Origin of the sequence: Secundilactobacillus silagincola (assembly GCF_002583405.1) — a bacterium.
GTDB classification, from domain to species: domain Bacteria; phylum Bacillota; class Bacilli; order Lactobacillales; family Lactobacillaceae; genus Secundilactobacillus; species Secundilactobacillus silagincola.
Map to the genome: position 1 here is coordinate 36,125 of NZ_BCMJ01000010.1, position 15,393 is coordinate 51,517.

Below are 15,393 nucleotides of genomic sequence, written 5' to 3' on the forward strand. Positions count from 1 at the left end.
AAACACCATGAGTTCCGTAAAAATGGACTCATGGTGTTTTTGTTGATCTGAAATATGCCTACTTGCTAATAGGTAAAGTTGTGATTAAATCAAGTTTCTTGCGTAAACGTATTGCATGAGTGAACGTGTTTCGGTGAATTCATCCTCATCATGCAAGACAACGGTGATCAGTCGATCATGACCAGATTTTTGACCCGTCCCGACGAAACAATACCCAGCTAATGCGGTGTAACCCGTCTTCAATCCGTCTACCTTTAAAGCTGAATCATAGTACTTCCGTCCGGGTAGGAGATTATTGTAGTTGTAACAGAGCTGACCGGCAACTGTCAGACTACCACGACTGCTGTCAGTCAAAACTGCTGGATAGTCAGTAATCAAATGTTTGGCAATCAATGCAACGTCTTTAGCAGAAACCATGTTGGCATCACCACCACTGACTGAATAACCATAACTGCGCAGTGCAGATTGTTCCATACCATTGGCAGAAACATAGGTGGCATTGCCCAAATTCCACTTCTTGGCCTGAGCGTTCATCATTGAAATAAACTTGGTGTTATAAGATGGTGTTGAACCACCGGCAACCCACTGACCCAAAGCAATTGCAGCGTTGTTTGAAGATTCAATCAACGCTGCTTGGTAGAGTTGCTTAACAGTGTAGCTATTCTGAGTGAATTTGAAACCGCCATAGACGCTTGAGGTCCCCATTCGTTTAAGACCGGAATATGAGGTCGTTACCTTAGAATTCCATGTAGAACCAGTATTAGCTACCTTTTGTTCAACTAAGTACAGCGTCATTAATTTTGAAACGCTGGCGATAGCTCTTGGTGTATTGGCATTTTTAGACCATAACACTTTGTCCGTTTTAGCATCCATCGCAACGGCTGCTTTAGCATATTTAAGAGTTAGTGGTGCCTTCCCCTTAGCTAAATAGCTATGCCATACATAGCCAGAAACGGTACCAGCACCGTTTTTAACGGCGTAGTAAATGGCCTTGGTCGATCCATGTTTCAGAGTCACTTTCTTAGTTGCGTACCAAGTTGTGTTTGGGTAACTGCTCAAGTTAGCTAACTTTTTAGTGTGGCTGAGATTGTAAACAGCCCCCTTGCTCGAAGCACGATGATAGGCTGTTTTAGTCATATTAGAGCTGCTAACAACACTGTAGGTAGCTGCAGAAGCGGCTGCAGGTTTTAATGACATAAAACTAAGCATACTTAACAGTGCAACAACTGTGATTAAAATAATTCGCGAAAAACGATTTGATGAAGTTATTGTCATGATTTTCTCCCTTTCTCTTTACTTCCAAGTTAGCATGATAAATATCCGCTGACAACGATATCTGCTGAATTGTAACTAAACTGTGCGGTTGTAGTCACCGGATTGTAACGGCCTTGACATTAATCATGAAAAAAGTTGATTTATACTGTAAAATTGCGTGTTGACAAATACGTCGAAACTCATTAGTCTGAGTCATAGGTACTAATGAAGCCCGTCATTGTTTGACGGGCCTTGGTTGGTTTACAGAAAAGTTTCTTATTTCAGGTAAGAAGGGATAACATGTCAAAGTTTCCAACGTATAATTCACAACAGTGGGCTGAAGCCCGGGACGCTGTGATGCAGGAGTATCAAGATTTCGTTGAGGATTTGAGAACTCAAGGGGTAGATTACACCATCAAAAATGCCCGTAAGTTGCTGATTTTTCAGGATTTGATTGCTGAATGGCAACATCATTTACCAACCGTTATTTCGGATCTGGAAGAAAACACATTTGCTCTGTCGGTGTTTGACGAGCTTAAGAAACATAAAAAATGTTCATTATTGGAACGTGCCTATAGTGATATGTCAACTTGGTCCAACTTTAATCCACAGGCATTGACACTCTGGCTAGAATTATCAGAGGATGAAGCCATTACGGAGTTTTAATCACGGAAACTGCAGTCGTTTAGCTTTCTAAGTCCCATATAATATGCTAAACTATAGATTGTAGTTTTTATGGGGATGTTAAGGATTCGACAGGTATAGGTCGAACTCAGACTGCGTTTCGTAGCGAGGGTCTACGTAAAAAACCTCACCTAATTTTTAACTGCAAATAACAGTTCAAAATCTCTTGCATTAGCTGCCTAATAAGCGCTAAGTAAGGATCCGCCTAATCTCGCCCATGGGTTTGATACGGGTCTTAAATGAAGTGGGCTTACGCTGCCGGCTCCCATCTGAAGTCGTCAGAAGAGATCAATCAGGTTAGCTGTTCATGTTTGGCCCTGACAGGCGGCGAATTGATCAGTGAACTTTAAATAGTCTGAATATAAACGTAGAGGTTTGGGTGGCGATATGCTTGGACGCGGGTTCAACTCCCGCCATCTCCATTGTAGGATTTCAGCAAGTGCTTTAAGGCCTTGTAAAGCTTGGTAGAACAGCATTTCTATCAAGCTTTTATTTTGCTCTCAATTGCTGAATGGCATTCACGTACTATGTAAATTTAGAAGTGCTTTCCCAAAAATCGGAATAGCGCTTATTTTCTGTTGCATATTAAGGAATCCATGGAAATCCTAATTAATAGCAACCCACGTCATATTTCTGACGCCACTAATTTCTGCTCCTTTGATGTCCTTATTACGTCAATGCTATTATTACCTTAATCAATCCTTTTACGGAAAGGAGTGTTGTCATGAAACAGGTCTTAGTTGAACTATTCGTACTGTTATTAACGATTTTACTGTTTCTAATCGGCATGACTCAATTTCATCAACCGGGTAAATCAAGATCATCCGCGCCCCAGAATATTCATTATGATGTATATTTAAGCCAGACTATCATTGAAAACGCCTACAAAATGTATTGAAAGGGAAACGGTTTTGTATAGTCTTCGTATCAATATTAAATTTAATGAATTTTTCTATGGCTTTTAACCTTCTTTCTGTGTATAATGATGGCAACTTAAAACAAGGAAGTGTTTAAAAATGAAAACAATCAAGATTACAGACTTTGAGGAACCCCATTTTGATTTTGACCATTTACGCCCAATTACTAAGAAAGATCTGCAACAATTTGACGCAGCAGAACTCAGTTATATTCAAGCTCACCACTACGCCATGGATCTTGTAGACAATCATTTAATTTAGCCCAAAAACAGCCAGATAATCTTTCCCATGGATTGATTATCTGGCTGTATTTAGTTTAAAGATTAATCGTTTTCTGGATCATCAAGATCTCGTTCAATATCAATACCGTATAGTTTGTTGACTGCAGCATCACGTGGTGCTTGGTGAACCACTAAAATCGTCGTCGCGCCTTTACTGCTAACGTAACCAGCAAAGGTAGTCACCTCTTCAACTACGTAGGCCAAACCGTCCGAATGGATAATGTATTGCCCAGCAACCGGCATGGTTTCGAAATAAACCTTGTTCATGCGAATGTAGTCATCACCATCGTGTAAGACCACCATAACTTTGTACAAACTAATCGCTTCCTTTTTACCCTTATTGCTATTAAACCACGATTAAATACCCGATGGCAACTAGCTGATCTCATTTAAAATTTTTACGATTTAACTACATAATAAGCGGGATGATGATCATCATCCCGCTTATTGTAACTATCCCTTATTTTGTTGCTAGATATCCGTTTGATTCCGCGTGCCGTTCTGCTCCCCAAACAGTTCGGTATGGGAACGCACCATCGACCGAAAGCGTGCCATAGTTTCAGGATCAACAGCCTTGCCTTCTTGGTTAACCTGCTCGACTAAAACTTTCTGCACTACGGGGTGGCCTGAAAAATTTATCACACTCATTAGTGATACCTCCAAAGCTTCAGGACCTACAAACCAACTCTTACAACAAGATAATTATAGCTCATTACCCATGATTGGTCTAGTTATAGCATCATAATTTTCCAAATTAACAACGGGTTCTATTATCAGTTAAATGACCATTGTATAGAGCATGATTAGTCAAGTAAAATCTAAATTTGTCAAAGTTAAAAACTTTTAATTAAAAATATCATAATTGGTATAGTTGAGTCGGCAACGTTGCAATTTTGGGTTCAAGCCTCTAAAATAATGAACAAAAGGGGTCTTTTTCATGGCAGAAACAAAACATTACATTCACAAATACGAAACAGAAGCAATCAACAATGATGGCGTTAATGGTGTCGCCTATATTCCTAATGGTTTGGCGGTAGCAGTCAGTCATCCGTTAAAAGACGCCCCTGGAACCAATCCCGAACAATTACTAGGGTTATCTTTAAGCACTTGTATGTCAGCTACCTTGGAAGCAATCGAAAAGGAAAACGGTTTGCCACACCTAGCTGAAGTCCACGTCCATGTTAGCATGGTCAAGAGTACGGATGGCCTTGATTTTTTAGTTACAGCTCGAATCCATATTCCTAACATTTCTCACGCTCAAGCTGTAGATTTTGTTCACCAAGCTGAACACCGCTGCCCCGTTTCTAAACTATTAAGCAATAGTGCTAACTACACGATTGAAGTCGTTGATAGTTTTGACGACTAACTAAAAAGCACCATTTGAACCGCAACCTCAAAAACGCTACAGTCCAAATGATGCTTTTTGTATACTATTAATTATCTTTTGAATCTTTGGGCTTTTTTTCCAAATTGGCTGCTTCGCTAAAGGCACGAATAAACTGCAACAAATCCATTGCCCGATCCTCACCAAATATATCGATCCAGCCATTGAACCGGTCCGCGGCTGCCTTTGCTAATATCTCTTCAATCTGTTGACCGCGCGGGGTCAAGTGCAAAAACTGCCTACGATGATCCTTGTCATCGCGTTGCTGATATATGTAATCTAGTTTCAATAAAACTTTAATCTGACGAGAAATAGCGCTGCGCGTTACCCCTCGTTTATCAGCGATACGTGCCAAGGTAACGTGAGATTGTTTAGCGATATCATGCATAATGAGGTACTGTTCAAACGACAAGTTATACTTCATCCCCGGCTCTGATACAAATGAATCAAGATATTTAAGTGACTTCATATAGACATCAATGTATTCATCTAGTAATTGTGTTCGTTCCATATTTTTCACTCTAACCTATATAGCTTTCCTAGCATTAGCTTATCATTATCCACAGTAAATTACCACATGTAAGCGATAATACTAGGCTCCCAACACTTAACATAACACGCTGTGCAGAATAGAATACGCCATAACTGCTTACCAAAACGTCGCCTCAGTTTAACCGATAACAAAAAGAGTGTAAAATTAAGCCAATATCAAAAAGGGGGCAAAGCTTATCGATTTAGTTGATCGAATTCACCAAGTTGAACTAGGAAACCTCGCAAAAATCATTTCACTCTGCGACCAGCTATCTCTCAACTATTTCTTGATTGGTGGCTCTTTATTAGGTGCCATTCGTCACCAAGGATTTATCCCCTGGGATGACGATATGGATATTGGGATGACCCGTGCTGACTACGAGAAATTTGCCAAGTACGCGCCAGAAAAATTAGGCCACGACCATTATTTTCTGCAAACTGCCTACTCAGATGATAGCTACGGCTTCAGTTATATGAAACTGTTAGATCGATTTACTTATATAGAAGAAAAGGGCAACGTGAACAATGCGCGAAAAGGCGTTTTTATTGATATCTTTCCATTCGATCGGATTCCGGATGAACCTTCTCAAAGGCGTAGTCAATTTGCTAGATTTAAGCTGCTAGACAGCCGCATCATTTTAAAAGCGGGTTACGGATTGATTGAAAACCCTTTGCGTCGGCATAAGCCAGATCCCGGACCCGATAAAGTTGAAGATTTAACTCAATTAAAACGCGAACGAGAAGACGTCATGCGCCTGTATGATCATGATCAGTTTAACTTCTACAAAAACTTACCTTCGCAGTACGGATACGATCATGAGATTCTTTCCGGCACTGAAATTAGTAACTTAACTAAGGTTCCGTTCGAATACCTACAAGTTAATGTACCAACGGCTTACGACTCAATTTTGACCCGTATGTACGGCGACTATATGAGCCTACCGCCTGAAAATCAGCGAACAGAGAAACATATCAGTAAGTTAATCATGGACAACCAAGTCTTTTATTAAATTTTTATTTTGGAGGCGATTACTTTGGCAAGCCATTACTTTGGTACAATGATTATCTCAGTACAGGGACTAGAGCTTCTTATTGTTGATCTGAAATCCCTTAAAACAATTGAGCGAGTCCACAAAGAGCTGCCGGTTGGAGACGATTTATACCGGCATCAACCCATTAAATTTGAATTGGTAAATCAAATGGCCACTTCGTTACGGGGCTTTTTGCAGTTGTTAAATGACTACCAGATTGAAGATTATAGACTATGGGGCAGCGAAGCCCTTTCAAAGGCAATTAACGCTGACTTCATCGCTGACCAAGTTTTCTTAAAAACTGGTCTTAAGTTAAACTGGCTCTCAATTAGTGAAGAAACCTACTACCGTAACCAAGCGGTTTTAGTCGACCTACGGCAAAAGAAAATCTCAACCAGTCAGGATTTAACTTACTTAATAGGTATTAATTCCGGCAATACAACAATAACTGAGTTCAATCACTTATCTTTTATCTATTCCAGTTATTATTCACTAGGACCCGTTCGGATTGCTGAAGATCTGCAGAGTTTGCGTCAAAGTGCACCAAATTCTGTGGAAGTTCTGAGTGATTATATTGATAGTAAGCTTTCAGATTACAAGCGTTTACTCCCGCAAGAAGCTATTGATGGTCCAAGTGAACTAATTTTACTCAGTTCGATGCCCTTAAGCCAATTAACTGTGGTAAACGATCAACAGCATACGCTAACGGCGGATCAATTCGAAACTATTTTCGATCACGTCATCGATGCCTCAGATCAATTTTTAATCGAGGAATACGGCGTAAAGGAATCAGAAATTCCGTTGCTGCTACCCGAACTCTTATTGGTCCGTAAACTGATGCACCTCACAAAAGCCACTTCATTGCACTTTTCCCGTAATACCGTACTAGACGGACTGGCGATTAACGAGGCCGTCCGTAGTGGCTACAGCAAGTATGATTTTTCTGAACAGACCATTACTGCTGCCTCTAATATGGCGAATCATTACCGGGTAGAACCTGTCCATCGTGAGCTGGTTACCAAGTTTGCCTTGCACCTTTTTGATCAGTTAAAACCGATTCATCAACTCACGACCCGCGACCGCCTATTATTGCAAGTTGCTTCAATTTTACACGACGTCGGTGCCTACATTGCCGCTCATGAACATTACTTACACTCGGACTATATCATTCGTCATACCAGTATCACGGGTCTATCCGTTCACGAACGTCAAATCATTGCTGCCATCGCACGTTACCATAGCTCTACCACCCCTAGTGAAGATCTCAGCCACTTTCAGCAACTGGATACCGGTGAACGATTACTGGTTGCTAAGCTAGCGGCAATCCTGCGGCTGGCGGATGCCCTAGATGATGATCGACAGCAAAAGATTAGCCGCATTTCGGTTTCAATTAAATCCCCAGAACTAGTCATCACGGTTTATAGTAATGAAAACTTATCATTTGAAAACTGGGAATTTTCATATAAGAGTCAGTTTTTTGAGGAGACATTTGGCTTGAAACCGAGACTAAAGCAAAGGAGCGTGACTTCAAAATGAGTGATAAGAAAAATTATAGCAACCCCGATTATTTTACCAACCGGGAATTAAGTTGGCTCGATTTTAACGATCGTGTGCTTGAGGAATCTCGGGATAAAGGCAACCCACTCCTTGAGCGATTAAAGTTCCTAAGTATTACCCAAAGTAACCTTGATGAATTCTTTATGGTGCGAGTGGCTTCACTGGCTAAGCTAGCCGCGGTCAACTACCCCAAGCCTGATGCTTCAGGTATGACCGCAGAAGAACAATTACGAGCAGTAAACGTTCGCGCACATGAAATGCTGGTTAAACAGTACACAACGTTAAACCGCTCACTGATTCCTGCAGTTCAGCAAATTGGTGTCCACGTTAAAAAAGCAACTAATTTAACGGCTGAACAATTTCAGTTTATTAAGAGTTATTTCCATGACGAACTGTATCCGGTATTGACGCCAATGGCTGATGACAGTTCCAGACCTTTCCCGTTCATTGCCAACGACACACTCAATCTCGCCATCCAACTGACACCCCATGATGGTGACGGCCGGCTTTACGCTACCCTGCAGATTCCAGATGTCTTTCCGCGGGTAGTCCGGCTGCCTGGAGAAGAAAATGCGTTTATTTTAATTGAGGAAATCATCAAGACCTTTGTTGGTCAACTTTTCGTCAATTACAACGTTAAGGAAAGCGTGGTTTTCCGTGTTATTCGTGACATGGATTTGGACGTTGCTGAAGAAGATACCTCTGACTTATTAAAAGATGTTCAGCAACAATTAAAACTACGGGAACACGGCAAAGTTATCCGTCTAGAAGTGGAAAATACCATTAGCAAAAAACTGTTAAAACGCTTAAATAAAGAACTGGATACCCCCGACTTCGCTGTTTACGAAACAAGTGGCCCAGTTGATTTAACCTACTTAAGCAAGCTAGTTAGTCAAATCATCAACCACGATGATCTGAAATACGCTAACTTTACCGCTTATCAGCCAAAAGAATTAGATCATAACCATGATATTTTTGCGGCTATTCGGCAACATGACTGGCTTATGCAGCACCCCTATGACAAGTTTGACCCAGTAGTAGAATTCATCCGTCAATCCGCAATCGACCCCAATACGTTGGCCATCAAAATGACGCTTTATCGCGTATCCGGTGATTCACCAATTATCCGTTATCTAGGTCGAGCTGCTCAAAACGGTAAACAAGTTACCGTTCTGGTTGAGGTCAAAGCACGGTTTGACGAGCAAAACAACGTCCACTGGGCCAGACAGCTTGAAAAAATGGGCTGTCACGTTATTTACGGTCTGATCGGACTAAAGACCCACTGCAAACTGTCTCTGGTTGTCCGACGTGAACAAGGCGGTATTCGTCGGTACATGCACATGGGTACCGGTAATTATAACGACGTCACGGCACATTTTTACACCGATATGGGGCTTTTCACTGTAAACCACGATATGGGGATCGATGCCACCAACATCTTTAACATGCTATCTGGCTACTCCAAGCCACCCTACTTTCACCAGCTGCATATTAGTCCTGACGGTATCCGAGAATTTATTTACGATAAGTTAACACAGGCCGGTGATGCGGCTAAGAAAGGCGCCAATGTCACCGTTCGTATGAAAATGAACTCGCTGTCCGACCAAAAAATGATTGAGCACTTATACAAAGCTTCTCACTGCGGTGTTCACATTCAACTGATTATTCGTGGTATCTGCTGCCTCAGAACTGGCATTCCGGATATCAGTGAAAACATTACCGTCCACTCAATTGTCGGTCGTTTTCTGGAGCATAGTCGTATCTACAGTTTTGATATTGACGGTCAAAGGAGCGTCTATCTTTCCAGTGCTGATTTAATGACACGAAATTTGAATCGTCGGGTTGAATTACTTTTCCCAATATTACAACCTGATTTAGCCGACCGTGTTTTACAAATCTACGATACGATGTGGCATGATAACGTTAAAACACGGGTGATGCAACCAGATGGCTCCTACACGCATATTGATCGTCGCGGATTAGTACCGCTTGAATCCCAAACAGCCTTTGCACAAGCCGCCACTCAGCATGTTCAGCAAGATCAAGCCGAAGCAGCAAAGACAGCACCAACCGAATTTCAACCCATGTTAAGTCCTGAAAACCAACCGAATCCTTTAAACTACGATGATGGGAGTGAATCAGACTAATGGAAAATTTTGCAGTGATTGACTTAGGATCAAACTCAGCGCGCATGACAATTACTCAAATTGACGATGACGGAACCTATTCCACAGTGAAACAAATGAAGGAATACGTCCGTCTCTCTGAAAACATGGGCGAAAAAAAAGTCCTGCAGCCCGAAGCAATTCAGCGCACGATGAATGCGCTACACGAATTCAAAGATGTCTACTCAAAGCTAAATAACGTCCATCTCAAGGCGGTTGCCACGGCTGCTACCCGTCAGGCCAGTAATCAAAAAAAGTTTCTGAAACGCGTTGAAACTGAGCTGGACATCAAGTTGGATGTTCTCCCGGGTACCATGGAAGCTTACTATGACTATCTTGGCGTGAGCGAAACGTTACCAGCGACTAACGCTGTTATTTTGGATACCGGTGGCGCTAGTTCAGAAATTGTTCTCGTTCAAAACGGTGCAATTAGTCATCTCATCAGCATCCCTCTTGGCAGCGTAAATTTAACCCAGCAGTACCTCTCTACTGATCAAATTTCTGCCTCAAGTCTATTTGAAGTGATGACCTTTGTTAATGATGTCTACAGCAGTATCTGGTGGCTGCGTAACGGCCTTAATTTACCCGTCATTGGTCTCGGCGGTAGCAACCGGACAATGGCCAAAATCAACCGTCGCTTTAATAATATCCTCAACTTTGAAGATATCCATGGTTATCGACTGAGCCGCCATTCCGTTGATGATACCTTCTCCAGGATCGTTAGCCAAGACTTAGAAGGCCGAAAAGCAATCCCTGGGCTCAATAAAGACCGAGCCGACATCATTGTTGGCGGATTGATTCCATTGACCTTATTGATGCGTTATCTTGATTCTGATCGCATCACCTTTTCTAACAGCGGTTTACGCGAAGGTATTTTATTTGAACACTTAAAAGAACTACAGTTACACAACGTCCATGAAAAAGCAGCGATGACTCTAAACCGTTTCACAACTGACGAAGCGTGAAAACCGCACCAAAAGTGATCGATTCAGAATGACGACAAAAAAATCTGGCAACCAGTTAAGTTAACTGATTGCCAGATTTTTTATTAGGCTTAAATAATTTCACCCATCGATTTAAAACATACTGCCCCGGCTGGGCTCGAACCAGCGACCTCTTGATTAACAGTCAATTATTCTACCACTGAACTACGGGGCAATAAAAACGCCATGAGTTATTTATACCATAACTTTCCACGACGTGCAATATTTTTTGCAAAATTTACCCAATATGATTTTCTTTTAACACCATATTGACTTCATGCTGAATCTTTTCAGGTTTTTTCCATTCCTCAAAATGATCCATTGCCTCAGTTGGCATTTCATAATTTTCGTTGATATACTTCTCATATGCTTCAACGTGAGGAGAATGTGGAATATTCAATTGTAAAATTCGCACTTGTTTAATAAATCCACGTTCAGCTGCTAATTCAGCACGACCATTTTGCACCATATTACTGATTTCCATATACTTAGTGCCGTCCAGACGGGTAATTTCTTCGATGAGTGTAAACGTTTCGTGACTCTTCATCAATAATTGATTCCTCTCTCCACTTTTAATTGCTATACGATATATTCTAACATAATCTCAAATACCCTGAAATCGATCAAAATTAGTGATGCTTATCCTTTGGTTCAGTGCGTCAATATTGCCTAATCGTGCGCTAAAGCTCAGATTCCGGAATTTTGTCACACACGCATACAAAAAGCCACTATCTGAGATAGTGGCGGCATAAGAGAGAAAGAGAATTGATTAGAAGGTAATTAATTCATACCTTACAAGAAATACTATAAATCATAATGAAAGCGCTGTCAACCTTTTCCAAATTTATTCTCCGTATTTATTAAAAAAAGCTTCAACCGTTTCACTGGACGGTTGAAGCTCTAAGAAAAACTAAATGTGAGAAATGCCCTTTTCGTTCAAAAACTAGTCAGGGGGTAAATAAATGGTTAGTTATACTATACCACATATTATGAGAGAAACTCACATTTTTTAACTAAAAACTCATTTTATTTGTGTAAACTACCCGTTTTATCTACATGGCTCGTTGGATGAACTAACGTTGTCGGATTGGAAACCACTTCTGTCAACGAATGACCAGAAAGATTCGTCCAGCACGTAAAGACTAGCAGCAACAAAACGACCAGTGTAATTAACCGGCTGCTCAAGGACATTTTTTCACTAATAACGGAACCATAAAATTCCTTCTTAACCTTGGCTGGTACGTTTTGCTCGTCTGGATTCTGCTTCTGCCGTTCCTCGACTACGGACGCTTGATAAGCATCAATATCGAATTGCTTCTGGGCTTCCTTCATCTTCAACTGGAATTGTTTCTTTTCCTTTTTGTTTAAATCTTTAAACCACTTAACAAATTGGCGATAATCCTTCACGATTGTTTCAGTATCACCGACTTCTTTTAAGTTACCGTAGTGAATCCAAGCAACCCGATCACACAGCATTTCGATTTGTTTCAATGAGTGACTGACAAAAATAATGGTTTTGCCTTCCGCTTTAAATTCGGAAATTTTGTCCACACACTTCTGATAAAAAGTATCGTCACCAACCGAAAGTGCTTCATCAATGATCAAAATGTCGGGATTCACATGTACAGCAATTGAGAAACCTAGCCGAGATTTCATCCCGCTTGAATAACTTTTAACGGGTTGATAAAGGAAATCACCAATATCAGCAAAGCTGACAATATCATCCATTAAGCCATCAATTTCTTCGTTGGTGAGCCCCTGCATCAAAGCTTTTAAACGAATGTTTTCGAGTCCCGTTAAATTACCACGTAAGCCTGCACCAATCGCAATTATTGAAGTATCTCCACGAACATCCACGATACCGGTTGTTTGGGGAATAATACCAGAAATGATATTGGATAATGTCGATTTACCTGAGCCGTTAACACCAATTAAGCCCAGCGTCTCACCTGGCATAATTTTGAGGGAAATTCCCATAAGTGACCAAAAGTGTGGTACCGGTTTACGATTCAGTGCAAAAAAAGCGCGCAGTTTTTCCGACTGAGTTTTGAATAAATCATACTCTTTGGTGACATTTTGCACCATAATTTTATAATCAGTTGTCATTTTTTAAATTCTTCCTAACATCTTTTTTCGATTTATAATGCCATAAACGCCATTATATCAGAGAACCTAACCCGTGTCTTGCTACCTAGTTAGTGATTCTTTAAACCTAAAATATCGGTAATTTGAATCCAGCCAGTGACAGAACCACTCTTAACTTGGTACCAAATCGTCTGATCCTTAGTCACAATTCCGCGAGCCATCACTTTGACTTTTTTGTTTGCCAACTGCTTGGTCCGAACAACCTTTGCTTTATCAGTTGCCGTTGGCACACCATTATAAAACTTGATCGTACCCGGCTTTACCGTTGCGGAACCTTCGTAACTCGCATAGTCTACGCCAGGGGTAATCCTGGTGCTCGTATCAGCATCTGTACTATTAGCAGAAGTTCGGTCAAAACGATCGTGCAAGTCATAGTCCGCAATGATTTTGTTCAGCTTGTTAGCATAGTCCTTATCAGTAGCATAGTTTTCCGCAACAATGTTAGTTGCTGTCATGTATGAACTAGCGTTTTCTCGCCAAGCGCCTTCATAAAGGAAGGGATTCCAAGTCGTACCGCCACGTAACACTTTAGCATAATCGTTTAAAGAAGCCTGCGCTGAAGGATAAACCTTGAAATTAGCCAGCGTATTGTACATTGAGCCACTAGCATTAGCTTCGTTAGTCGACATCGTTATCGAATGCCCATCATAATTACCCTTAACACCGAAGTAATTATGGGCATCCATCGACAGCTGACTGGTTCCCCAATTACTTTCAAGGGCCGCCTGAGCCATCATGACTGAACCATAAAGATGATTCTGGCGACTTACTTTTAATACCGGCTGACTCAGTCGATCAATAAAATCAGTATGTGCATCTGCCTGCGCAGTTTCCGTAGATAATACACTGAGTCCGAGTATCGATACCAGCATAATTGTCAGTTTTTTCCAGAGCTTCATCTTAAAAGTCTCCCATCTAAAATACTAAACCGTTAATATTATATCGGTTTCTGAAGAATGCACAAGTTAATATTTGATAATAAATTGAAAACTTAAACTTTTAAAAAAGGCCCGTACCAGAAGCGGTACCAAGCCCATTTACATTTCCTATTTGGTTATTTCTTCACGGCTAAGGATGATACCCAGCCATTAATTGAACCCCCATGAATTCGGTACCACGTGGTCGTAATGCCACTTTGGATGTGAGTGGCCTTATCATCGATTTTTACCGATTGATTAACCAACGCTTTCGTTGTGGTTAACTGTTTTGCAATGTAAGTAGAATTGAAGACATGATTGTAAACTGGGTAGGCGCTTCCGACTAACTTAACCGTTTTTTTATAGCTAGAATAAGTCGTCTTTGGGAAACTAAGTGCGCTTGAATAAACCCAATACTTTTTCGCCGTGGTTTGTTTACTGAACCGAATGCGATACCAGTTGGTTTTGGTACTAACCTTATAACCACGCGCATCTATCCAAACGGGTCTGCCCTGCCAGCCCCCAACTTTTGACCAGCCGTAATTAGTAGCTTTATATTTGCTACCCTTTACATGATTGTAAACTGCATAGCTTTTATATTTCGAACCTAACGTCGCTGTTTGATTGTCGGCACCAAAATAATATTTTACCGCGCTAGCGTTACTAGTCGGTTTCTTGCTTGGTACTGGTACGCTATCCAACGAATAAAATTTATACGTTTGAATCAGATTAATCAGTGAGGCGCCATAGTTTGGCGCAGTTGCGTAGGTCCCTGTTAACGCATTAGCCGCTGCCACATAGGTTGGCGCATTCTCTCGCCAAGTTCCCGCATAGTAATTTGCGTTCCAAGCAGTCCCATTACGCAAAAGCTGAGCATTATCCGTCATGGATGCAGTGGCATCCGGATATTTTTTAAATGCCGCCTGGGTGTAATAAAGCTGACCATTCTCGTTATACTCTGCAGTACTCATCGTCACGGAAGCACCGTTATAGGCGCCCTTAATACCAAAGTAATTATTAGCACTAGTTGAAAGCTGACTCGTCCCCCAGCCACTTTCCAACGCAGCCTGTGCCATCATTACGGATGGATACAATTTGTATTGATCAGCAACTTTTTTAACAGGCGATGACATATGATTAATAAAACTGTCCGTCGTCGTGCTTGCTTGCACTCTGGTGTGCCCAGCACCAGATAAACCGCATACGACTAAGCCAACGGTGAGTAACCCCACCATCCATTGTTTCCGCATGTGTGCGTCCCCCTCAGATACAACAATTTATCCCTATTATAATTGGAATAGAAGCTGAAAACAAGCACGGTCAGCTATCCTCTGTAATAACCGAGAAAGCTGTGACAAAATTCGATAGATTCCAGAGTTTTGGCGTGTAATTAGACTGTATCAACATATAGAATTAAAGGACAGTGACAACTAATTATGGCTAATAATTAATTGAAATACTTACCAATATAGATTTATGGCACAGTATCCTTGGTTTCGTTAGGAACAAAAAAGAAGACCGACATTACTGCCGCTCTTCTCTCT

The 15,393-nt window shown here is 41.1% G+C and carries 16 protein-coding genes, 1 tRNA gene and 1 other RNA gene; 9 read left to right on the forward strand and 9 right to left on the reverse strand.

Annotated features, from left to right (window positions below; translation table 11 throughout):
• Positions 1 to 84: 84 nt before the first annotated feature.
• The gene (locus CES82_RS10260; protein ID WP_098826020.1) at positions 85 to 1,275 is read right to left on the reverse strand and encodes a serine hydrolase; all 1,191 of its coding nucleotides are present in this window, start codon (positions 1,273 to 1,275) and stop codon (positions 85 to 87) included.
• 279 nt (positions 1,276 to 1,554) lie between these two features.
• On the opposite strand from CES82_RS10260, the gene CES82_RS10265 reads away from it, so the two are divergent.
• The 4 genes from CES82_RS10265 to CES82_RS12520 all read left to right on the forward strand — a co-directional run bounded on the left by CES82_RS10265 (position 1,555) and on the right by CES82_RS12520 (position 3,116).
• Positions 1,555 to 1,920, forward strand: coding sequence for a hypothetical protein (locus tag CES82_RS10265; RefSeq protein WP_098826022.1), 366 nt, complete (start codon positions 1,555 to 1,557; stop codon positions 1,918 to 1,920).
• Positions 1,921 to 1,991: 71 nt separating this feature from the next.
• Positions 1,992 to 2,363: a transfer-messenger RNA gene (gene ssrA / locus CES82_RS10270) on the forward strand.
• A 299-nt stretch (positions 2,364 to 2,662) separates the two neighbouring features.
• Positions 2,663 to 2,836, forward strand: a complete 174-nt coding sequence (locus CES82_RS12515) for a hypothetical protein (RefSeq protein ID WP_180245727.1) — start codon at positions 2,663 to 2,665, stop codon at positions 2,834 to 2,836.
• 118 nt (positions 2,837 to 2,954) lie between these two features.
• On the forward strand, positions 2,955 to 3,116 hold the full coding sequence (locus tag CES82_RS12520; protein WP_180245728.1) for a hypothetical protein: 162 nt from the start codon (positions 2,955 to 2,957) through the stop codon (positions 3,114 to 3,116).
• 62 nt (positions 3,117 to 3,178) lie between these two features.
• Here CES82_RS12520 and CES82_RS10275 read toward each other — a convergent pair whose 3' ends face one another.
• Positions 3,179 to 3,451, reverse strand: a complete 273-nt coding sequence (locus tag CES82_RS10275; protein WP_098826024.1) for a LysR family transcriptional regulator — start codon at positions 3,449 to 3,451, stop codon at positions 3,179 to 3,181.
• Between the two features lie 156 nt (positions 3,452 to 3,607).
• The gene (locus CES82_RS12525; RefSeq protein WP_180245729.1) at positions 3,608 to 3,784 is read right to left on the reverse strand and encodes a hypothetical protein; all 177 of its coding nucleotides are present in this window, start codon (positions 3,782 to 3,784) and stop codon (positions 3,608 to 3,610) included.
• Between the two features lie 289 nt (positions 3,785 to 4,073).
• On the opposite strand from CES82_RS12525, the gene CES82_RS10280 reads away from it, so the two are divergent.
• Entirely contained in the window at positions 4,074 to 4,502 is a 429-nt protein-coding gene (locus CES82_RS10280) for an OsmC family protein (RefSeq protein ID WP_098826026.1), read from the forward strand.
• A 67-nt stretch (positions 4,503 to 4,569) separates the two neighbouring features.
• Here the strand turns inward: CES82_RS10280 and CES82_RS10285 are convergent, their stop codons facing one another.
• Positions 4,570 to 5,031 (reverse strand): MarR family winged helix-turn-helix transcriptional regulator, encoded by a 462-nt coding sequence (locus CES82_RS10285; protein ID WP_098826027.1) that lies wholly within the window; start codon positions 5,029 to 5,031, stop codon positions 4,570 to 4,572.
• 217 nt (positions 5,032 to 5,248) lie between these two features.
• Here CES82_RS10285 and CES82_RS10290 point away from each other — a divergent pair, with 217 nt between their 5' ends.
• The 4 genes from CES82_RS10290 to CES82_RS10305 are packed head-to-tail and all read left to right on the forward strand — an operon-like array spanning position 5,249 to position 10,769.
• On the forward strand, positions 5,249 to 6,061 hold the full coding sequence (locus CES82_RS10290) for a LicD family protein (RefSeq protein WP_098826029.1): 813 nt from the start codon (positions 5,249 to 5,251) through the stop codon (positions 6,059 to 6,061).
• A 24-nt stretch (positions 6,062 to 6,085) separates the two neighbouring features.
• Entirely contained in the window at positions 6,086 to 7,618 is a 1,533-nt protein-coding gene (locus tag CES82_RS10295) for a Ppx/GppA phosphatase family protein (protein WP_098826031.1), read from the forward strand.
• Positions 7,615 to 9,786: an RNA degradosome polyphosphate kinase gene (locus CES82_RS10300; RefSeq protein ID WP_098826032.1), complete on the forward strand. Its 2,172-nt coding sequence runs from the start codon at positions 7,615 to 7,617 to the stop codon at positions 9,784 to 9,786. The genes CES82_RS10295 and CES82_RS10300 overlap by 4 nt, the downstream gene beginning before the upstream one ends.
• Positions 9,786 to 10,769, forward strand: a complete 984-nt coding sequence (locus CES82_RS10305; RefSeq protein WP_098826034.1) for a Ppx/GppA family phosphatase — start codon at positions 9,786 to 9,788, stop codon at positions 10,767 to 10,769. The genes CES82_RS10300 and CES82_RS10305 overlap by 1 nt, the downstream gene beginning before the upstream one ends.
• A gap of 121 nt (positions 10,770 to 10,890) precedes the next feature.
• On the opposite strand, the gene CES82_RS10310 is transcribed toward CES82_RS10305, so the two are convergent.
• The 5 genes from CES82_RS10310 to CES82_RS10330 form a co-directional block, all read right to left on the reverse strand.
• Positions 10,891 to 10,962 (reverse strand) — tRNA-Asn (locus CES82_RS10310).
• 63 nt (positions 10,963 to 11,025) lie between these two features.
• Positions 11,026 to 11,334 carry a hypothetical protein gene (locus CES82_RS10315; protein WP_098826036.1) on the reverse strand — a complete coding sequence of 103 codons (309 nt, stop codon included), beginning with the start codon at positions 11,332 to 11,334 and terminating at the stop codon, positions 11,026 to 11,028.
• Between the two features lie 479 nt (positions 11,335 to 11,813).
• The gene (locus tag CES82_RS10320) at positions 11,814 to 12,893 is read right to left on the reverse strand and encodes an ATP-binding cassette domain-containing protein (protein WP_098826038.1); all 1,080 of its coding nucleotides are present in this window, start codon (positions 12,891 to 12,893) and stop codon (positions 11,814 to 11,816) included.
• Positions 12,894 to 12,982: 89 nt separating this feature from the next.
• Complete coding sequence (locus tag CES82_RS10325) at positions 12,983 to 13,831, reverse strand: glucosaminidase domain-containing protein (protein ID WP_098826040.1); 849 nt, start codon at positions 13,829 to 13,831, stop codon at positions 12,983 to 12,985.
• Positions 13,832 to 13,986: 155 nt separating this feature from the next.
• A complete protein-coding gene (locus CES82_RS10330; protein ID WP_225364895.1) occupies positions 13,987 to 15,099 on the reverse strand; it encodes a glycoside hydrolase family 73 protein in 1,113 nt (370 codons plus the stop codon).
• Positions 15,100 to 15,393: the final 294 nt, after the last annotated feature.